General features: G+C 63.0%; 16 protein-coding genes. 8 read left to right on the forward strand and 8 right to left on the reverse strand.

Annotated features, from left to right (window positions below; genetic code table 11):
• The first annotated feature begins 95 nt into the window (after window positions 1–95).
• From HX855_RS19890 to HX855_RS19920, 7 genes are all read left to right on the forward strand, one after another.
• On the forward strand, window positions 96–1,661 hold the full coding sequence (locus tag HX855_RS19890) for an MBOAT family protein (protein WP_177084095.1): 1,566 nt from the start codon (window positions 96–98) through the stop codon (window positions 1,659–1,661).
• A gap of 11 nt (window positions 1,662–1,672) precedes the next feature.
• Window positions 1,673–2,857: an alginate O-acetyltransferase gene (locus HX855_RS19895; protein WP_177084097.1), complete on the forward strand. Its 1,185-nt coding sequence runs from the start codon at window positions 1,673–1,675 to the stop codon at window positions 2,855–2,857.
• Between the two features lie 16 nt (window positions 2,858–2,873).
• The gene (locus HX855_RS19900; RefSeq protein ID WP_177084099.1) at window positions 2,874–3,521 is read left to right on the forward strand and encodes an alginate O-acetyltransferase AlgF; all 648 of its coding nucleotides are present in this window, start codon (window positions 2,874–2,876) and stop codon (window positions 3,519–3,521) included.
• A 216-nt stretch (window positions 3,522–3,737) separates the two neighbouring features.
• Complete coding sequence (locus HX855_RS19905) at window positions 3,738–5,189, forward strand: mannose-1-phosphate guanylyltransferase/mannose-6-phosphate isomerase (RefSeq protein ID WP_177044403.1); 1,452 nt, start codon at window positions 3,738–3,740, stop codon at window positions 5,187–5,189.
• 271 nt (window positions 5,190–5,460) lie between these two features.
• Entirely contained in the window at window positions 5,461–5,925 is a 465-nt protein-coding gene (locus tag HX855_RS19910; protein WP_177084101.1) for a multidrug transporter, read from the forward strand.
• Window positions 5,926–5,945: 20 nt separating this feature from the next.
• Entirely contained in the window at window positions 5,946–6,758 is an 813-nt protein-coding gene (locus HX855_RS19915) for an SDR family oxidoreductase (protein ID WP_177084103.1), read from the forward strand.
• Window positions 6,755–7,147, forward strand: a complete 393-nt coding sequence (locus HX855_RS19920; protein ID WP_177084105.1) for a DUF4440 domain-containing protein — start codon at window positions 6,755–6,757, stop codon at window positions 7,145–7,147. Before HX855_RS19915 ends, HX855_RS19920 begins: the two co-directional genes overlap by 4 nt.
• 40 nt (window positions 7,148–7,187) lie before the next feature.
• Here the strand turns inward: HX855_RS19920 and HX855_RS19925 are convergent, their stop codons facing one another.
• Genes HX855_RS19925 through HX855_RS19940 form a run of 4 tightly spaced genes read right to left on the reverse strand, consistent with a single transcriptional unit; the run spans window position 7,188 to window position 11,954 of the window.
• On the reverse strand, window positions 7,188–8,048 hold the full coding sequence (locus HX855_RS19925) for an HlyD family secretion protein (RefSeq protein WP_177084107.1): 861 nt from the start codon (window positions 8,046–8,048) through the stop codon (window positions 7,188–7,190).
• 10 nt (window positions 8,049–8,058) lie between these two features.
• Window positions 8,059–8,259, reverse strand: coding sequence for a DUF1656 domain-containing protein (locus tag HX855_RS19930; protein WP_177084109.1), 201 nt, complete (start codon window positions 8,257–8,259; stop codon window positions 8,059–8,061).
• Window positions 8,249–10,432, reverse strand: a complete 2,184-nt coding sequence (locus HX855_RS19935; RefSeq protein WP_177084111.1) for an FUSC family protein — start codon at window positions 10,430–10,432, stop codon at window positions 8,249–8,251. The genes HX855_RS19930 and HX855_RS19935 overlap by 11 nt, the downstream gene beginning before the upstream one ends.
• Window positions 10,433–10,442: 10 nt before the next feature.
• A complete protein-coding gene (locus tag HX855_RS19940; protein ID WP_177084113.1) occupies window positions 10,443–11,954 on the reverse strand; it encodes an efflux transporter outer membrane subunit in 1,512 nt (503 codons plus the stop codon).
• A 180-nt stretch (window positions 11,955–12,134) separates the two neighbouring features.
• Here HX855_RS19940 and HX855_RS19945 point away from each other — a divergent pair, with 180 nt between their 5' ends.
• Complete coding sequence (locus HX855_RS19945) at window positions 12,135–13,103, forward strand: LysR family transcriptional regulator (protein WP_177084115.1); 969 nt, start codon at window positions 12,135–12,137, stop codon at window positions 13,101–13,103.
• A 39-nt stretch (window positions 13,104–13,142) separates the two neighbouring features.
• Here the strand turns inward: HX855_RS19945 and HX855_RS19950 are convergent, their stop codons facing one another.
• The 4 genes from HX855_RS19950 to HX855_RS19965 are packed head-to-tail and all read right to left on the reverse strand — an operon-like array spanning window position 13,143 to window position 19,464.
• Window positions 13,143–14,507, reverse strand: a complete 1,365-nt coding sequence (locus HX855_RS19950; protein ID WP_177084117.1) for a heavy metal sensor histidine kinase — start codon at window positions 14,505–14,507, stop codon at window positions 13,143–13,145.
• The gene (locus tag HX855_RS19955; protein WP_088424198.1) at window positions 14,497–15,174 is read right to left on the reverse strand and encodes a heavy metal response regulator transcription factor; all 678 of its coding nucleotides are present in this window, start codon (window positions 15,172–15,174) and stop codon (window positions 14,497–14,499) included. Before HX855_RS19955 ends, HX855_RS19950 begins: the two co-directional genes overlap by 11 nt.
• Before the next feature lie 31 nt (window positions 15,175–15,205).
• Window positions 15,206–18,301 (reverse strand): multidrug efflux RND transporter permease subunit, encoded by a 3,096-nt coding sequence (locus HX855_RS19960; protein WP_177084119.1) that lies wholly within the window; start codon window positions 18,299–18,301, stop codon window positions 15,206–15,208.
• Complete coding sequence (locus HX855_RS19965; protein ID WP_177084121.1) at window positions 18,298–19,464, reverse strand: efflux RND transporter periplasmic adaptor subunit; 1,167 nt, start codon at window positions 19,462–19,464, stop codon at window positions 18,298–18,300. Before HX855_RS19965 ends, HX855_RS19960 begins: the two co-directional genes overlap by 4 nt.
• Window positions 19,465–19,479 lie beyond the last annotated feature (15 nt).

Genomic DNA, 19,479 nt, shown 5'->3' on the forward strand with positions numbered 1-19,479 from the left:
AGCTCCCACACTGAACGCGTACACCCTCCCAGATTCGTGGGGGGTTTGGGGGGGCCGTTGGCCCTTGACTGTTGGTTAAACATGGAGAGATCGGGATGGTTTTCTCGTCCAATGTGTTCCTGTTTTTGTTCTTGCCGATCTTCCTCGGCTTGTACTACTTGAGCGGGCAACGCTATCGCAATCTGCTGCTGCTGATTGCCAGCTATGTGTTCTACGCCTGGTGGCGAGTGGACTTCCTGGCGCTGTTCGCCGCCGTGACCCTGTGGAACTACTGGATCGGCCTCAAGGTCGGTGCGGCCGGCGTTCGCACCAAGCCGGCCCAGCGCTGGCTGCTATTGGGCGTGGCGGTCGACCTGTGCATCCTCGGCTACTTCAAGTACGCCAACTTCGGCGTCGACAGCATCAACCTGATGATGAAGTCGGCAGGGCTTGAACCCTTCATCCTCACCCACGTGCTGTTGCCGATCGGGATCTCGTTCTACATCTTCGAGTCCATCAGCTACATCATCGACGTGTACCGCGGCGACACCCCGGCCACCCGCAACCTGATCGACTTCGCGGCGTTTGTGGCGATCTTCCCGCACCTGATTGCCGGCCCGGTGTTGCGCTTTCGCGACCTGGCCGACCAGTTCAACAACCGCACCCACACCCTCGATAAATTCTCCGAGGGCTGCACGCGGTTCATGCAGGGTTTCATCAAAAAGGTGTTCATCGCCGACACCCTGGCGGTGGTCGCCGACCATTGCTTTGCCCTGCAACACCCGACCACGGGCGATGCCTGGCTCGGCGCGCTGGCTTATACCGCGCAGCTGTACTTCGACTTCTCCGGCTACAGCGACATGGCCATCGGTTTGGGCTTGATGATGGGTTTCCGCTTCATGGAAAACTTCAAGCAGCCGTACATCAGCCAGTCGATTACCGAGTTCTGGCGGCGCTGGCACATCAGCCTGTCCACCTGGCTGCGTGACTACCTGTACATCACCCTGGGCGGCAACCGTAAAGGCACGCTGACCACCTACCGCAACCTGTTCCTGACCATGCTGCTCGGTGGCCTGTGGCACGGTGCAAACATCACCTACATCGTGTGGGGTGCCTGGCACGGCATGTGGCTGGCGATTGAAAAAGCCATCGGCCTCAACACCGCACCGCGCAGTTTCAACGTCGTGCGCTGGGCCTTCACGTTCCTGCTGGTGGTGATGGGCTGGGTGATCTTCCGCTCGGAAAACCTGCACGTCGCCGGTCGCATGTACGGCGCCATGTTCAGCTTCGGCGAGTGGTCGCTGTCGGAACTCAACCGCGCCAGCCTCACCGGGCTGCAAGTGGCAACCCTGGTGGTGGCGTACGCCACTCTGGCGTTCTTCGGTTTGCGGGACTTCTACAGCAACCGCCCGCCGGAAAAAACCAAGCCTGCGGTCAACACCCAGGCCGACGGCCCGGCCACCGCCCAACCGGGTTTGATCAAGGCCGTACCGGGCGACACGCCGGGCAGCATCCATGAGCCCGGCTACACCGTGGGCACCGAGGCCACCGTGCAACCGGCCTACTGGAGCGCCACCTGGCCACGCTACGCCATGCGCGCCGCTGTGCTGCTGCTGTTCGTGGCGTCGATTCTCAAACTTTCGGCGCAGAGCTTCTCGCCGTTCCTTTACTTCCAGTTCTGAGGGAGCCGACCATGACCCGTTCATTACGCGTCCTCTATATCGCCTTGTTCCTCGCCGTGCTGCTGGCCTTGGGCGCCTGGTCGATGCGCAGTTTCCTGGGCTTCAGCACCAACGCCGACGCCACCGTGCTCAACGGTCGCTGGACCAAGGCCGTCGAGACCCATTACGACGACCAGTTCCCGATCAAGCGCCTGGGCACCAACCTCTGGGCAGCGCTGGACTACAAGCTGTTCAATGAAGGCCGCCCTGGCGTAGTGATTGGCCGCGACCACTGGTTGTACAGCGACGAGGAATTCAACCCCATCGTCAACGAAGACCAGAACCTGCAGGGCAACTACGCCCTGGTGGAAGGCGTGCGCCAGAAGCTCAAGGCCCAAGGCATCCAGTTGGTGATGGCGATCGTGCCGGCCAAGGTGCGCCTGTACCCGGAACACCTGGGTGAAGTGCAGCCTGCCAGCATCCACGCCGGGCTCTACCAGGACTTCCATGCCCGCATGGCTGCCGACAAGATCATCGCTCCCGACCTGATGGGCCCGCTGCAACAGGCCAAGCTGCACGGCCAGCAAGTGTTCCTGCGCACCGACACCCACTGGACCCCGGACGGCGCTGAAGTCGCGGCCAAGCAACTGGCGAAGACGATTAAAGATAAAACCCCACTGAGCGGCGAGCCTCAACGCTTTGTCACCGAAGCCGAGAAGACCGAACCGCACAAGGGCGACCTGCGCCTGTTCCTGCCCCTGGACCCGCTGTTCGAAAACCTGATGCCGCCCAAGGAGCCGCTGCAAAAACGCGTGACTCACTTGGCTGAAACCAAGGGCGACGACGCGCTGTTCACCGACAGCGAAACCCCGGTGGCCCTGGTGGGTACCAGCTACAGCGCCAACCCGAACTGGAACTTTGTCGGCGCGCTGAAGCAAGCCCTGGGCAGCGACGTCATCAACTACTCCGAAGACGGCCACGGCCCGATCCTGCCGATGCTCAGCTACCTGAAAAGCGACGACTTCAAGAACAGCCCGCCCCAGGTGCTGATCTGGGAGTTTCCTGAACGTTATCTGCCCGTGAACAACGAAATCGGCGACGCCGACCCGCAGTGGGTTGCGCAGCTCAAACAAGCCGGTACGCGCCAACAGAACATGGCCCTGAACACCCCAGTTAAAACCCAAAAATCCGAGACGCCCGACCGGGCGCAAAACTGAAAGAGAGGTAACTCACATGACTTTCACTACTAACCTCGCAAAAACTTTTGCCCTCGTCGCCGGCATGAGCGTTGTTTCGATGTCTGCCTTCGCCGGTGGCGACGCCGCCCTCTACGGCCCTGTCGCACCAAAAGGTTCCAGCTTTGTGCGGGTGTACAACGCCAGTAACCAGGAAGTCAGCGCCACCGTCGGCAGCACCAACCTCAACGAGGTAGCACCGCTGGCCAGCAGTGACTTCAGCTTTATGCCGGGCGGCGACTACAGCGCCAAGGTCGGCAGCCAGACCGTGCCGGTCAAGCTCGCCGCCGACCACTACTACACCCTGGTCAGCAGTGGCAGCGGCCAGCCGCAACTGATCGAAGAACCGCCGTTCAAGAACAAGCAGAAATCCCTGGTGCGTGTGCAGAACCTCAGTGACAAGTCGCTGACCCTGAAAACCGCCGACGGCAAGACCGACGTGGTCCAGGCCGTGGCCGCCAAGGGCCGTGGCGAGCGCGAGATCAACCCGGTGAAGGTCAGCCTGGCGCTGTATGAAGGTGACAAGAAAGTCGGTGATGTGAAGCCCGTGGCCCTGGAGCGCGGTGAGGCCGCCGTGCTGTACGTCACCGGTACCGGCGCCAACCTGTCGCCAGTGTGGGTCAAGCGCCCCGTGTCGACCCGTTAACTATTTCCCGGGCTGACCGCAACCCCTGTAGGAGCGAGCTCGCTCGCGAAGAACGTCAACGATGACGCAGCGCCCCAGGTTTATCGCGGCGCTCTCGGGTTTTTCGCGAGCAAGCTCGCTCCTACAGGGGGCGGGGCCAGCCCGGAACGAGACAAAAACAAGAGTGAAACGACAAACCTTCGTAGCTCTGACCCATATCGATTCAAGGAGAAACACATGATCCCAGTAATCCTTTCCGGTGGTAGCGGCTCACGTCTTTGGCCGCTTTCCCGCAAACAGTTTCCCAAGCAGTTCCTGGCCCTGACCGGCGAGCACACCTTGTTCCAGCAAACCCTGGAGCGCCTGGTCTTCGACGGCATGGACGCGCCCATCGTGGTCTGCAACAAGGACCACCGCTTTATCGTCAACGAGCAACTGGCCGCCCGCAAACTGGAAACCCAGCGCATCCTGATGGAACCCTTCGGGCGCAACACCGCGCCAGCCGTGGCCCTGACCGCAATGATGCTGGTCAACGAAGGCCGCGACGAGCTGATGCTGGTGCTGCCGGCCGACCACGTGCTGGACGACCAGAAAGCCCTGCAACGTGCCCTGGCCCTGGCCACCGTGGCCGCCGAGCGTGGCGAGATGGTGCTGTTCGGCGTACCGGCCACCCGTCCGGAAACCGGCTACGGCTACATCAAGTCGACCAACGATTCGCTGCTGCCCGAAGGCGTCAGCCGCGTACAGCAGTTCGTTGAAAAACCCGATGAAAAACGCGCCACCGAGTTCGTCAAAAGCGGTGGTTATTTCTGGAACAGCGGCATGTTCCTGTTCCGCGCCAGCCGCTTCCTGGAAGAGCTGAAAAAGCACGACCCGGACATCTACGACACCTGCCTGCTGACCCTGGAGCGCAGCAACCACACCGCCGACACCATCGACATCGACGAAGCCACCTTCGCCTGCTGCCCGGACAATTCCATCGACTACGCCGTGATGGAAAAAACCCAACTGGCCTGCGTGGTGCCATTGACCGCCGGCTGGAGCGACGTGGGTTGCTGGGCATCGCTGTGGGACGTGAATGAAAAAGACGCCAACGGCAACGTCAGCAAGGGCGACGTGGTGATCCAGGACAGCAAGAACTGCATGATCCACGGCAACGGCAAACTGGTGTCGGTGATCGGCCTGGAAAACATCGTGGTGGTGGAAACCAAGGACGCGATGATGATTGCCCACAAGGACAAGGTCCAGGGCGTCAAGCAGATGGTCAACACCCTCAACGAACAGGGCCGCAGCGAAACCCAGAACCACTGCGAGGTGTACCGTCCGTGGGGCTCGTATGACTCGGTGGACATGGGCGGCCGCTTCCAGGTCAAGCACATCTCGGTCAAGCCGGGCGCGTGCCTGTCGCTGCAGATGCACCACCACCGCGCCGAACACTGGATCGTGGTCAGCGGCACCGCCGAAGTCACCTGTGACGAGAACGTGTTCCTGCTCACCGAAAACCAGTCCACCTACATCCCGATAGCCTCGGTGCACCGTTTGCGTAACCCGGGCAAGATCCCCTTGGAGATTATCGAGGTGCAGTCGGGCAGCTACCTGGGCGAAGACGATATCGAGCGTTTTGAAGATATCTACGGCCGGTCTACGCCGATCGAGCGGGGCGTGTCGGTGAAAACCATCGCGCAGTAAAAGCGTCGTACAAGAAGCCCCCGTCCAGCCGACTGCGTCCCCTATCCGCAGCCGGTTGGGCGGGGGCTTTTTCATGGGTCGTGCAGTGAATGCAAGGCCTCAGCGCAGGCAAGCCAGCTCCCACAGTTGGCCGCATTCCAAAGAATGCACACGGTCAACTGTGGGAGCTGGCTTGCCTGCGATGGCGCCCGAGCGACCACCACCGGTCCCCGGATAGTCAACCCCGCCCGCCCACAGGTACGATGGTTGATCTGTCTGCGAGGTTGCCATCATGTTTTTCGGCGTTTTACTGATTATCACCTGGCTGATCCTCCTGCTGCGCTACCCGGCCAAGGCCTTGCCAGTGTCGCTCGCAGCCGCCGTCGGCCTGGGCCTGGTGGCGGTCTGGGTGGTGTGGCTGGACAACCGTGAGGCCCAGCAATTGGCGCGCCTGGAGTTGCGCACCGTGTACGCCCCGAAAGAATGCCCGGCGGACCGTCCGCTCAAACTCACCTTGAGCAACGGCAACAACGTGCCGCTGACCGAACTGCGCTGGCGCATCGCGGCCTATGCGCCGGGCGACACGGTCAACCTGGCCGACAACGTGTACGCTGCCCCGCGCTATCGCGGCCCCGGCGAATTGCAGGCCGGCGCCACCTGGGAAGACTGCCTGCCGGTACCGCCCCTGCGCCCCGGCTACCGCCCGCAAACCCTGGAGTTTCGCGCCGAGCACCTGCAAGGCAGCTTCTCCGACTAACCCTGACAAAGGACTGATCCATGCCCAACGTACTCATCACCGGGTGTTCCAGTGGCATCGGCCGTGCCCTGGCGGACGCCTTCAAGCACGCCGGCTTTGACGTGTGGGCCAGCGCCCGACGCCCCGACGATGTGGCCGCCCTGAGCGCCGCCGGTTTCACCGCCGTGCAACTGGACGTCAACGACAGCGCTGCACTGGCGCAACTGGCCGGGCAGATCGGCGAGCTGGACATACTGATCAACAACGCCGGCTACGGCGCCATGGGCCCGTTGCTCGACGGCGGCACCCAGGCGATGCAGCAGCAGTTCGAGACCAACGTATTCTCTGTGGTCGGAGTGACCCAGGCGCTGTTCCCGGCCCTGCGCCAGCGCAAAGGCCTGGTGGTGAATATCGGCAGTGTCTCGGGGGTGCTGGTCACCCCGTTTGCCGGCGCGTACTGCGCTTCAAAAGCGGCGGTGCATGCCTTGAGTGATGCATTGCGCATGGAGCTGGCGCCGTTTGGCGTGCGCGTGATGGAGGTGCAGCCGGGCGCCATCGATACCCGCTTTGCAAAAAACGCCGGTACCCAGGCCGAACTGTTGATCAATGAACAGTCGCCCTGGTGGCCGCTGCGCGAAAGCATCCGCGCGCGGGCCAAGGCGTCTCAGGATCGACCTACGCCTGCCATCCGGTTCGCCGCTGACGTACTCAAGGCCGTGCAGCAAACCACACCGCCTCGCCTGTTGCGCTCGGGCAATGGCTGCCGGGCGCTGCCGTGGATGGCGGCGTTGATGCCCAAGGGGTTGCTGGAAACCGTGTTGAAAAAACGCTTTGGATTGGGTGGTGCGTTGTGATTGATTACCGCGATTTTTTTGATGAAGTGATCCAGGCCCATGTCGAGATCGAGCAATGGTTTGCCGGGACCGCGCCCGAGGGAACGCTGGAGAGTTTGCTGGGCCGTTTCTCACCGAACTTTTCCATGATCACCCCGGCGGGCAAGCCACTGGATTTTGCGATGCTCAACCAACTGTTCAGCCAGGCCGGTGGCAAGCGGCCCGGGTTCAAGATCAGCCTCAGCGAGTTTGCCGGGATTGACCGACATGCCCGTGGGGCAACGGTGAGCTATCGAGAGCAGCAGGTGGATGGCAGCGGTGCACACACCGACCGGCGTTCGACCGTGGTGTTTGAAAAGCAGGCCAGCGGCGCCCTGCTGTGGCGTCACTTGCACGAGACGTTTTGCTGACCTGTGGTGAGGGGGACAAGCCCCTCATCAACACAGAAAATCAGTTCTGTGTTGGGTTCACGATCACCGTGCAGGTGATGCCTGCCGCCAACAGCACACCCTCCGGCACTTCATCGATGTGAATCCGCACCGGCACCCGCTGGGCCAGACGCACCCAGTTGAACGTCGGGTTCACATCGGCGATCAGTTCGCGGCTCTCCGGGTTGTCCCGGTCGTAGATCCCGCGCGAGATGCTTTCCACGTGGCCCTTGAGGGTTTCGCCGCTCATCAGTTGCATGTCGGCTTTATCCCCGACTTTGACGTGGGGCAGCTTGGTTTCTTCAAAGAAGCCGTACACCCAGAACGAGTTCATATCCACCACCGCCATCTTCGCCTCGCCGATACGCGCGTAGTCGCCACGGTGCACGTTGAGGTTGGTGACGTAGCCGTCCACCGCCGCCACCACCTGGGTGCGCTTGAGGTTGAGTTCGGCCGCTTCCAGTTGCGCCAGCGCATGCTGGTAATCCGCCAGGGCCGAGTCGGCGATGTTGCTGGCGTCGTCGCGGTTTTCCTTGGAGATCACCAGGGCGTCGAGGTCGGCGCGGCGGTGGGCGTTGACCTTGCGCATTTCCCAGGTGGCCTTGCGGGACGCCACCAGCGACTGCGCCTGCTTGACGGCAATCTGGTAGTGCTCGGGGTCAATCTGCATCAGCAGGTCGCCCTTTTTCACCAATTGGTTATCACGCACCGGGACGTTGACCACCTCGCCCGTCACGTCGGCGGCGACGTTGATGATGTCGGCACGCACGCGGCCATCGCGGGTCCACGGGGTTTCCATGTACTGCACCCACAACGTGCGGCCAATCCAGATCGCCAGGGCCAGTACCAGCAAGGTCGCGAGCAGGCTGAAAAACTTTTTCATCGGGGCATTCTCAACGGTAGACGGTCAGCGCCAGGGCGCCGAACAAGCAAGCGAACAGGCTCAGGCGCAGCAGCGCCGGGTGCCAGAAAAAACGGTACACATCAAAGCCGGCCAGGAACCGGTCGAGGGCCCAGGCCAGGCCCGCCGCGATCAAAAACATCAGGGTCATGGTGGGCATGTACACGCCGTGGAAGGCGATTTCACGAGGCATGAGCGGGTCCTTCGGGCGTAAGGGCAGCCAGGGGTGATTGCGGGTCCAGCAATGAGGTGCGGATAAAGTGCAGGTAACTTTTCACCCGGCGCAGGGCCGAGGTGTCGAAGTGCGGGGCGAAAGGTTCGTCGGTGGCCTGCACCCGGCTGATGGCGTGGTCCACGGCGATCAGGCTGCGCTCCAGGTTGCTGGCGCTGGGTCGCAGGAACAGCCGCACCAGCGAACGGCCCATCACCCGGATCGCCTGGCGCCACGGCTGGGATTCGGCATACGCCGGGTGCACCGGCAAGATCGCCTGTTCCTTGCGCAACTCGATAATCGCGTGGCCCACTTCCAGCACCACGAACATCCAGCGCAGCAGGTTGCGTTGCACCTGCGGCTGCCCGGCGGCGAAGCCGTAGGCCTGGTGCAGCAGGTCGCGGGTGCGGCTTTCGAAACCCGACGCCAGGCCCTTGAGCTTGCCGCTGATGGCGAACACCACTTGCTCGCGCAGATCCTGCTCCAGCCGGCGCCACAACCAGCGGCTGTTGGGCGGCAGGATGATCGCGCCTGCCGCCGCACACACCAGCATGCCGATGACCATGGCGATGTAGTCGTTGATGAAGGCGTAAGGGTTGTAGACCGTCAGGTTGTCCGGCACCGAGCCGGTGCTGAAGAAGATCAGCAACCCCACGCCCACCCCGGCGTACTGCGGGCGCGAAGCCAGGAACGAACCGAAGATGATCACCGGGGCGAGCATCACGCACAGCAGCGGGAACCCGTCGATCCAGGGGAACACGAAGAACATCTCGACAAAGCCCACCAGCGCCCCGATCAACGTGCCGCAAGCCATTTGAAATGCCATGCGCTTGGGGTTCGGCGTGGCGGCGGACAAGCCCACCGTCGCGGCGGCGATCAGGGTCATGGTGGCGCCGCTGGGCCAGGCGGTGGCCACCCAGTAGCTGCCCAGCACGACCAGAATGAACGAGGCACGAATCCCCGAAGCGGCGCAGGCCAGCCAGTTGGTTTTCGGGGTGTAGGGCTCGTCCCAGTGTTCGCGCGCGTGGCTGTGCTCGGCCAGGGAGGCGTGGGTTTGCGCGTAGCTGTGCAGCTCGTCGACGAAGCGGTACAGCAGCTCGTAGGCGGTGTGAAAATCCAGCTGCTCGGCATCGCTGGGCACACTCTCCTGAAAGCTCGCCCGCAGGCTGCGGACCTTGGCGGGCAGGCCCTCTTTGTAAGCCGTCAGTTGGCTGACCAGGCGCCCGGCATCAGGGCTGGTGAGGGCGCGGCCGGAGAAGCCGTCGAGCAATTCCGCCAGGTCTTGCAGGCCCGGTTTGATGGCCGCCACCACGTGGTCCGCCTGGTTGCTGCGTAGGCGTTCCAGCAATTGGTGCAGGGCGTTGAAACGGGTGGTGATGCCCATGAACTCGCTGTTCAGGCGCGTCAGCCGGCCATTGCGCCGACGCATGTGCGGGTCTTCGAACACGGTGATGCTGCGCAGCCCTTCCAGGCCCACGGCTTCGGCGATAAAGCGCACGTTGCTGCGTTCAAAATCCTCACGCTCGCTGCGGCCCCGCAAGCCATCAGTGACAAACAGCGCGAACACACCGAAGCGCTGGTACAGGGCATTGCGCATCGCGGCGCTGGCGGTTTGCGGCAGGATCGCGGCGCTGACCACCGTCGAGCAAACAATCCCCAACGAGATTTCCAGCACCCGCCACACCGCCGCCATAAACGCGCCGTCGGGATGGGCCAGGGCCGGCAAGCCGACCATCGCCGCGGTGTAGCCGGCCAGCACAAACCCGTAGGCGCGGAAGTTGCGGTTGCGGGTCGCGCCAGCGGTGCAGATGCCGACCCAGATCGCCAGCGAACCGAGGAACAGCTCAGTGTTCTGCGCAAACAACGCGATCAGAAACACCATCACCGCCGACCCCGCCAGGGTGCCAAGGAAGCGGTAAAAACTCTTGGCGAACACCTGGCCGCTTTGCGGCTGCATCACGATAAATACGGTGATCATCGCGGTGCGCGGTTGCGGCAACTCCAGGCGCATGGCGAGCCACAAGGTCAGGAAGGCCGCGATCAGCACCTTGAAGATATAGACCCAGGTCACGCCGTCACTGCGTGCCCAATCGAAGAAACCACGGCGCCACTCAAGCGAGTGCAACCAGCGCAGCGGTGCAGGCAAGGGAGTCATCGCATCCTACTCAGTGATCAAACACGGCGAGGGCCGCCGGGGTCTTGCTCGGCAAGGTCTTGCTGTCCTGGGGCACGTCGCTGCCGGCGCCCAGGCCGCCGCCCAATGCGGTCACCAGTTCGGCGTGGGCACTCAGGCGTGCGGCCTGGACCTGTTGCTGCACTTGCTGCTGGCGGAACAACAGGCTCTGGGCATTCAGCACATTGAGGTAATCGGTGAGGCCGCGCTGGTAGGCGATCATCGCGATGTCATAGGTTTTCTGCGCCGAGGCCACGGATTGCGCGGCGAAGGCCTGTTGCTTGTCCATCGACGCGCGGCGGATCAATTGGTCGCTGATACCCTTGAGCGCGTTGACCAGGGTCTGGTTGTAGTGCGCCACGGCGATGTCGTAGCCGGCGCTGGCCTCACCCAGTTGCGAACGCAGGCGGCCGCCATCAAAGATCGGCAGGCTGATGGCCGGGCCGGCGGTGTAATTGAGTTTCTTGCCGGTCAGGAACTCCAGCATGCCGCCGCCGGTGGCGACGTAGCCGAGGCTGCCCACCAGGTCGACGTTGGGGTAGAAACCGGCGTGGGCCACATCAATGCCACGGGCCTGGGCCGCCACTTGCCAGCGGCTGGCAACCACGTCCGGGCGCTGGCCAAGCAGTTCGGCGGGCAAGCTCGAGGGCAGTTTCAACGGCGCGGCGAGGGACAACGCAGGCCGCTGCAACTGCGCGCCCTCCCCCGGCCCTTTGCCCGCCAGCGCAGCCAGTTGGTTGCGGCTCAGGGCAATGGCTTCATCCAGGGCGTCCAGTTGCCGATGGGTTTCCGGCAACGGCGTCTCGGCCTGGCTGACTTCGAAGTGGGTGCCGATCCCGCCATTCAAGCGCTTTTGTGCAAGGTCCAGGATCTGTTGTTGCTGGGCCAGGGTAGCGGCCACGATGTCCCGTTGGGCAAAGTGCAGCGACAGCTGGATATAGGCGCGCACCACGTTGCTCTGCAATTCGAGCCGGGCCTGGCGCGCTTCGGCGACGCTCATGTGGGCCATGTCCACGGCACGCTCGGTGGCATTGCTTTCGCGGCCCCAGAGGTCAAGGGCGTAGCTGAAGCCCAGGGATGCGTTGTTGTCCCAGGTGGTGGCATTGTCCAGGTTGCCCGGGCCGTAGAATTGATCGCTCGGCCAGTTGTGGCGCTTGAGGGTGGCGTCGCCGGTGACCTGCAACGACTCGGCCGACTCGGCGACCCCGGCCATGGCCCGGGCCTCACGCACGCGGGCGGCGGCCATGGCCATGCTCGGGCTGCCTTGCACGGCGAGGTCAATCCAGTGGTTGAGTTGCGGGTCGCCGTAGGCTTGCCACCATTGCGCGGTGGGCCAGTGGGCGTCCTGGGCAGCGGTTTTGATCGCTTCGTCGGTGGCCAATGTATTGGCGGCGAGTGACTGCCCTTTGGGGGCAATGCCTGCGGTTCCGATGCAGCCGCTGATGGCTAACGATAAGGCCCAAACACTGAGAGTCTTCAGCTCTCTGCTGATGCGACGCGGCACTGCTGCGAATTCCTGAAAGGGTGTTGCGGGAAAGGTGGCGCAATTCTATGGGGCGGGCTGGATGGCGATAAGGTGGGATTCTTGTGAATCTTTGTTACCGTTCAGGCGATAATCTTTTGGTAGGGATCACTGGACCCTGCAACTTCGTGTCACAATTTGCCATCTCCCAGAGAGCACCCCATGGACACTTTGCAAAACATGCGCGCCTTCAGTTGCGTGGCCGAAGCCGGCAGCTTCACCGCCGCCGCCGTGCAACTGGACACCACCACCGCCAACGTCTCGCGCGCGGTCTCCAACCTTGAGGCCCATCTGCAAACCCGTTTGCTCAACCGCACCACCCGCCGCATCGCCCTGACCGAGGCCGGCAAGCGCTATTTGCTGCGCTGTGAGCAGATCCTGGCCTATGTCGAAGAGGCGGAAGCCGAGGCGAGCGACGCCCACGCACGCCCCGCCGGGCAACTGAAAGTGCACACCATGACCGGCATCGGCCAGCACTTTGTGATCGACGCCATCGCCCGCTACCGCCGCACGCACCCGGACGTGACCTTTGACCTGACCCTGGCCAACCGCGTGCCGGACCTGCTGGACGAGGGCTACGACGTGTCCATCGTGCTGGCCAGCGAGCTGCCGGATTCGGGTTTTGTCTCGCAACGGCTGGGGATCACCTACAGCATCGCCTGTGCCTCGCCGGCCTACGTCAAGGCCAACGGTTGCGCGCACCGGCCCAGCGACCTGCTCAACCACGCGTGCCTGCGCCTGGTCAGCCCGGTGATTCAATTGGATAAATGGTCGTTCAACGGGCCGGAAGGCCAGGAAAGTGTCGCCATCAACAGCTCACCGTTCCTGGTGAACTCGGCGGATGCGATGAAGACCGCGATCACCAGCGGCATGGGCGTTGGCCTGTTGCCGGTGTATGCGGCGATTGAAGGGCTGCGCAACGGCACACTGGTACGGGTGATGCCCAACTATCGCTCCCAGGAGCTGAACCTGTACGCCATCTACCCCTCGCGCCAATACCTGGACGCGAAGATCAAGACGTGGGTGGAATACCTGCGCGGTTCGTTGCCGGAGATCATGGCGGCGCATCAGGCGGAATTGGCGGCCTATGAGCTGAGCGGCAGTTTGGCCGGAGCCCGGCTGAGTAACTGATGCTGATTGAAGCGTGCACAGGGACAGGGACGCCACCCGCTACACCGGCAGTGTAATGCCAAAGGTATTGCCGCCGCCCTCGCTGCGCACAAATACATCCCCGCCGTGCATCAGCGCGATCGCCTTGACGATCGCCAGCCCCAACCCGTGATTGGCCCCGCTATTGCTGCGGGACGCATCCACCCGATAAAACCGCTCAAACAACCGGGGCAAATGCTCGCTGGCAATCTCATCGCCCGGGTTGGTCACGCCAATCGCCACGTGATCCTCCAGCGCTTCGATCTTCACCTCGATCACCTGGCCAGGCGCCGTGTGCTGCACCGCATTGCTCAACAGATTGATCAACGCCCGGCGCAGATGCGCCTTCTCGATCTGCACCTGGGCATCGCCGCTCACCCGCACCTGCACCTGGGCGTCTTCGAGGATGAAGTCCAGGTAATCCAGGGTGGTCGCCACTTCATCGGCCAGTGAACTGATGATCAGTTTAGTGGCCTTGCTGCCCTGGTCGGCGCTGGCCAGAAACAGCATGTCATTGATGATCGAACGCAACCGTTCCAGCTCTTCGAGGTTCGATTGCAGCACCTCGAAATAATGCTCGGCCGAACGCCCACGGGTCAGTGCCACCTGGGTCTGGCCAATCAGATTGGTCAGCGGCGAGCGCAGTTCATGGGCCACGTCGGCGTTGAACGACTCCAGGCGTGAATAGGCTTGCTCCACCCGGTCCAGGGTCGAGTTGAAGGAATTGACGAACTGCTTCAGCTCCGGCGGCAATGGCGACAATTGCAGGCGCCCGGAAAGTTTCGGCGGCGCGAGTTTCTGCGCCTCGTCCGACAGTTTGATCAGCGGCTTGAGGCCGATACGCGCCACCCAGAACCCCAGCAACGACGCCAGCAGCACCCCGACAAACGCCAGGCCGATCAGCGCCACCAGCAGTTGATGTTGGGTGGCGCGGAAGTTCTCGGTGTCGACCGCGATCATAAAGCGCAGCGGCGGGCGCTGGTCCTTGGCCGGGAACTGGCTGACCAGCACTTTGAACGGATGATGATGGCCCGGCAGGTGCAAATCACGCTTGCCGGTCGGGCCCTCGGCGAAGGCGCGAATCTGCGCGTCCGGGTTGCCATATTCGTAGGCAGGGTCGCTGCTCACCACCCAGAAACGGATGCGCTTGTCTTCCTCACCCAACAGCTTGAGCTTGGCGGTGATCTTGGCCCAATGGTCCGGCGTACCAAAGCGATTTACCGAGGACTCCAGCACGCTGTAACGCGCATCCAGCTCGGCGCCGGGCAGCAAGCCCAGGCCTTTGTCCACCTGCTGGTACAGCGCGCCGCCGATCAACAGGAAGATCAGCAGCGCCACCAGGGTGAACATGCCGCTCAGGCGCAGGGCGATGGAGTTAGCCGACACTGCGGTTCTCCAGCACGTAACCCATGCCACGGATGGTGTGCAGCAGCTTCTGTTCGAACGGGCCGTCGAGCTTGGCCCGCAGGCGCTTGATCGCCACTTCCACCACGTTGGCGTCACTGTCGAAATTGATGTCCCAGACCATTTCCGCAATCGAGGTCTTGGACAGGATTTCACCCTGGCGCCGGGCCAAGACGCTGAGCAGCGAGAACTCCTTGGCGGTCAGGTCCAGGCGAATGCCGTTGCGACTGGCCTTGCGGCTGATCAGGTCGATCCACAGGTCGGCGATGGTCACCTGCACCGGCTCATGCCCACCGCTGCGCCGGGTAAGGGCCTGCAGGCGCGCCACCAGTTCGAGGAACGAGAACGGCTTGCCGAGGTAATCGTCTGCGCCTTCGCGCAGGCCACGGATACGGTCTTCCACCCGCTCGCGGGCGGTGAGCATGATCACCGGCGTCTGCTTGCGGGCGCGCAGCGCGCGCAACACACCAAAGCCGTCCAGGCCGGGCAGCATCACGTCGAGCACGATCACCGCGTAATCGTTCTCCAGGGCCAGGTGCAACCCTTCGACGCCTTCACGGGCGACGTCGACGGTATAGCCCTGTTCCGTCAGCCCGCGGTGCAGGTAGTCGGCGGTTTTTTCTTCGTCTTCAATAATCAGTACACGCATGAGCCTTTTGTTCCAGGACGGGGCCTCAGCCTCAGTGTGTGGTTGCCAGCTGGGGAGCTGGTTTGGGTCTATGGAAAAACTTCTCGAGGTACAAGTATATGACCGGCGTGGTGAACAGTGTCAGCGCCTGGCTCACCAGCAACCCGCCCACCACCGCGATGCCCAACGGCTGGCGCATTTCCGCGCCGGGGCCGGAGCCCAGCATCAGCGGCACCGCACCCAGCAGCGCGGCCAGGGTGGTCATGATGATCGGCCGGAACCGCGTGACGCAGGCTTCGTAAATCGCCTCTTCAGGCGGCAGGCCGCGCACGCGCTGGGCGTCCAGGGCGAAGTCGATCATCAGGATGCCGTTCTTCTTCACGATCCCGATCAGCAGCACCAGGCCGATCAGCGCCATGATCGAAAAGTCCTGGCCCATCAGCGACAACATGATCAGCGCACCCAACCCCGCCGACGGCAAGGTGGAGATGATCGTCAGCGGGTGCACGAAGCTCTCGTACAGCACGCCCAGGATAATGTAGACCGCCACCAGCGCCGCGAGAATCAGCCAGGGCTGGCTGGCCAACGAACTCTGGAACGCCTGGGCCGCGCCCTGGAAGTTGCCGATGATGGTGCTCGGCATGCCGATTTCATTCTTGGCCTGGTTGAGCATGATCACCGCATCGCCCAACGCGATGCCCGGCGCCAGGTTGAACGACAGGTTGGCCGCCGGGAACATGCCGTCATGGCTGATGGACAAGGGCCCGATGGTCGGCGGGTCGACCTTGGCCACCGCCGACAGCGGCACCATCTCGTTGGTCAGCGGCGAGCGCAGGTAGAAGTAATTCAGGCTTTCAGCCTTGCCGCGTTGCTGGGTGTCCAGCTCCAGTACCACCTGGTACTGGTTGATCTCGGTCTGGAATTCGTTGATCTGGCGCTGGCCGAAGGCATCGTACAGCGCCTGGTCCACATCGGTGGCGGTGAGGCCAAAGCGCGCGGCAGCCTGACGATCGATGCTGATGTGGGTGATGCTGCCCCCCAGTTGCAAGTCGTTGGACAGGTCACGGAACGCCGGGTTGGCCCGCAGTTTTTCGGTGAGGCGCTGGGTCCAGGTATTCAGGGTCGGGCCGTCATTGCTCTTGAGCACGTACTGGTACTGGGCACGGCTTGGGCCGGAGCTGAGGTTGATGTCCTGGCCGGCGCGCAGGTACAACACGATACCCGGTACTTTCGCCAGTTTCGGCCGGATCCGGTCGATAAACTGGCTGGCAGACACATCACGATCCCCGCGGTCCTTCAAGGCGATCCAGAACCGGCCGTTGGCGATGGTCTGGTTGCTGCCGGTCACGCCCACCGAATGGGAGAACGCTTCCACCGCCGGGTCATCCTTGACGATCTCGGCAATCGCCTTGTGTTTGGCGACCATGTCCGGGAACGACACGTCGGCGGCCGCTTCGCTGGTGCCGAGGACAAAGCCGGTGTCTTGTACAGGGAAGAAACCCTTGGGGATGTACACGTAGCCCACCACCGCCAGGGCCAGGGTCACCAGGAAAATCGCGGCCATGGTGCGCTGGTGGGCCAGGGCGCGGCGCAAATTGCGCGCGTAACCGGCGAGCAGACGCTCGCTGAAACCGGGTTTGTCATGGGCGTGATGGGTCGGCGCGCGCATGAACAACGCGGCCAGGGTCGGCGCCAGGGTCAGTGAGACCACCACCGAAATCAGGATGGTCGACGTGGCCGTCAGCGCAAACTCCTTGAACAACCGCCCCACCACACCGCCCATGAACAGCAGCGGAATAAACGCCGCCACCAGCGAGAAGCTGATGGACACCACGGTAAAGCCGATTTCACCCGCGCCTTTGATCGCGGCCTCGCGCTTGTCGAGGCCCGCCTCCAGGTGGCGGTGAATGTTCTCCACCACCACGATGGCATCGTCCACCACAAACCCCACGGCAATCACGATCGCCACCAGGGTCAGGTTGTTCAGGCTGAAGCCCATCAAGTACATCAGCGCAAAACTGGCCACCAGCGACACGCCCAGCACGCTGGACACAATCAAGGTGGCGGACAACTGACGCAGGAACAGCGCCATCACCGCCACCACCAGCAGGATGGCGATCAGCAGGGTCACTTCCACTTCATGCAGGGACGCACGGATGGTCTTGGTGCGGTCGGTCAACACGCTGACCTGCACCGAAGCCGGCAACATGGCTTGCAGGCGTGGCAACTCGGCTTGAATGCGGTCTACGGTCTCGACGATATTCGCGCCGGGCTGGCGGGAGATCACCAGGTTGACCCCCGGCGTGTCGCCGGACCAGGCCTGCACGTAGGCGTTTTCCGAACCATTGACGACTTTGGCGATATCCCGCAGTTGTACGGGGGCTCCATCCTTGTAGGACACGATCAGCTGGGCGTAGTCCTCGGGGTGGAACAACTGGTCGTTGGTCGACAGGGTCGACACGCTGTTCTCGCCGTAGATCGCGCCCTTGGCCAGGTTCAGGCTCGATTGCTGGATCGCCAGGCGCACGTCCGCCAGGGTCAGGCCGATGGCCGCGAGCTTATCGGCCGACGCCTGCACCCGGATGGCCGGGCGTTGCTGGCCGGTGATGTTGATCTGGCCGACACCGTCGATCTGGCTGATCTGACGGGCCAGCAGGGTTTCCACGTAGTCGCTCAGCTCGGTGCTGGGCATGCTGTCGGAGCTGACGCTGAGGATCAGCACCGGGCTGTCCGCCGGGTTGACCTTCTTCCAGGTCGGCAGGCTCGGCATGTCGCTGGGCAGTTTGCCGGAGGCGGTGTTGATCGCCGCCTGCACTTCTTGCGCGGCGGTGTCGATGCTCTTGGTGAGGGTGAACTGCAGGGTCAGGAGGCTGGAGCCCAAGGCACTACTGGAGGTCATCTGAGTCATGCCGGGGATGGCACTGAATTGCACCTCCAGCGGGGTGGCCACCGACGAAGCCATGGTGTCCGGGCTGGCGCCGGGCAGCGTGGCGCTGACCTGGATCGTCGGAAACTCCGCTTCCGGCAGTGGTGCGATGGCCAGGCGCGGGAACGCAATCATCCCAAGCAATACCAGGGCGAAGGTCAGCAGCAAGGTGGCGACCGGGTGATCGACGCACCAGGCCGACGGCGAACGAGTGCCACTCATGGCTGCACCTTGGCATCAACGGTCTGGATCACTTGCGGCGGTTCCTTGAGCACGTCTACATGGGCGCCTGCCTTGAGCCGCGACTGGCCGTCGCTGACCAGTACATCGCCGGCCTGCACGCCCTCGAGGATGTTCATGTCGCTGTCCTGGTACACCACCTGCACCGGCACGATGTCGACCTTGTCACCGTTGACCCGGTACACGAAGTGCGAATCCAGGCCGCGCTGCACCACGGTGGGCGGCACGACCAGAGCGTTCTTGTGCAGGGCGGTCTGGATCCGGATCGTCACCAACTGCCCCGGCCACAGCTTTTGTGCACCGTTGCTGAACTCGGCTTTGGCGCGGATGGTGCCGGTGGTGCCGCTGATCTGGTTGTCGATCAGGCTCAGGCGGCCTTCCCCCAGCAGGTCGCCCGTCTGACCATCGGTGTCGGCGCCCATGTAGGCGTTGACGTCGGCGGGCAGCTGCGCGGCGATCAGGCGTTGCAGGGTCGGCAGCATTTGTTGCGGCAGGGAGAACTCGACGGCAATCGGGTCGATCTGGGTAACGGAGAACAGCCCCTGGGTGTCGCTCATGCGCAGGAAGTTGCCCTCATCCACTGTACGAATCCCGACGCGACCGGTGACCGGCGAACGAATTTGGGTGTACGACAGCTGCACCTGGGCCGAGTCGATGGCGGCCTGGTTGCCTTGTGCCGTGGCCTTGAGCTGGTTGACCAGGGCTTGTTGCTGGTCATAGGTCTGCTTGGAAACGCCGTCGTCGATGCTCAGCTCTTTGTAACGCTTGAGGTTGACCAGCGCGACCTGCAGTTGTGCCTGGCTTTCCCCCAGTTGCGCCTTGGCCTGGTCCAGGCTGGCACGGATCGAGCGGTCATCAATGGTCGCCAGCAGGTCGCCGGTCTTCACCAACTGACCTTCCTTGACCAGCAATTTGGTGAGAATGCCGTCGATCTGCGGGCGAATCACCACACTGTGCAACGACAGCACCGAACCAATGCCACTGACAAAACGCGGGATGTCCTGCTCTTTGACGCTGACCACACGCACCGGAATCGCGGTGGGTGCGGTCAATTTGGTCTTGGCGGGGCGGGTCACCGCCCAGGCCACAACAGCCAGTACCACGAGGACGCCCACGATCAAGGCAGGTTTTCGTTGAATGTGCATGGGGTGAGGCGCCAG

Source organism: Pseudomonas sp. IPO3778, from assembly GCF_013386825.1.
In the GTDB taxonomy this organism is placed as follows: Bacteria; Pseudomonadota; Gammaproteobacteria; order Pseudomonadales; family Pseudomonadaceae; genus Aquipseudomonas.

Coding starts and splice junctions, on each gene's coding strand:
- HX855_RS19955 (WP_088424198.1), bottom strand. CDS start 15,174: ATGCGTGTACTGATTATTGAAGACGAAGAAAAAACCGCCGACTACCTG.
- HX855_RS19900 (WP_177084099.1), top strand. CDS start 2,874: ATGACTTTCACTACTAACCTCGCAAAAACTTTTGCCCTCGTCGCCGGC.
- HX855_RS19945 (WP_177084115.1), top strand. CDS start 12,135: ATGGACACTTTGCAAAACATGCGCGCCTTCAGTTGCGTGGCCGAAGCC.
- HX855_RS19895 (WP_177084097.1), top strand. CDS start 1,673: ATGACCCGTTCATTACGCGTCCTCTATATCGCCTTGTTCCTCGCCGTG.
- HX855_RS19925 (WP_177084107.1), bottom strand. CDS start 8,048: ATGAAAAAGTTTTTCAGCCTGCTCGCGACCTTGCTGGTACTGGCCCTG.
- HX855_RS19965 (WP_177084121.1), bottom strand. CDS start 19,464: ATGCACATTCAACGAAAACCTGCCTTGATCGTGGGCGTCCTCGTGGTA.
- HX855_RS19910 (WP_177084101.1), top strand. CDS start 5,461: ATGTTTTTCGGCGTTTTACTGATTATCACCTGGCTGATCCTCCTGCTG.
- HX855_RS19890 (WP_177084095.1), top strand. CDS start 96: ATGGTTTTCTCGTCCAATGTGTTCCTGTTTTTGTTCTTGCCGATCTTC.
- HX855_RS19935 (WP_177084111.1), bottom strand. CDS start 10,432: ATGACTCCCTTGCCTGCACCGCTGCGCTGGTTGCACTCGCTTGAGTGG.
- HX855_RS19960 (WP_177084119.1), bottom strand. CDS start 18,301: ATGAGTGGCACTCGTTCGCCGTCGGCCTGGTGCGTCGATCACCCGGTC.
- HX855_RS19905 (WP_177044403.1), top strand. CDS start 3,738: ATGATCCCAGTAATCCTTTCCGGTGGTAGCGGCTCACGTCTTTGGCCG.
- HX855_RS19915 (WP_177084103.1), top strand. CDS start 5,946: ATGCCCAACGTACTCATCACCGGGTGTTCCAGTGGCATCGGCCGTGCC.
- HX855_RS19930 (WP_177084109.1), bottom strand. CDS start 8,259: ATGCCTCGTGAAATCGCCTTCCACGGCGTGTACATGCCCACCATGACC.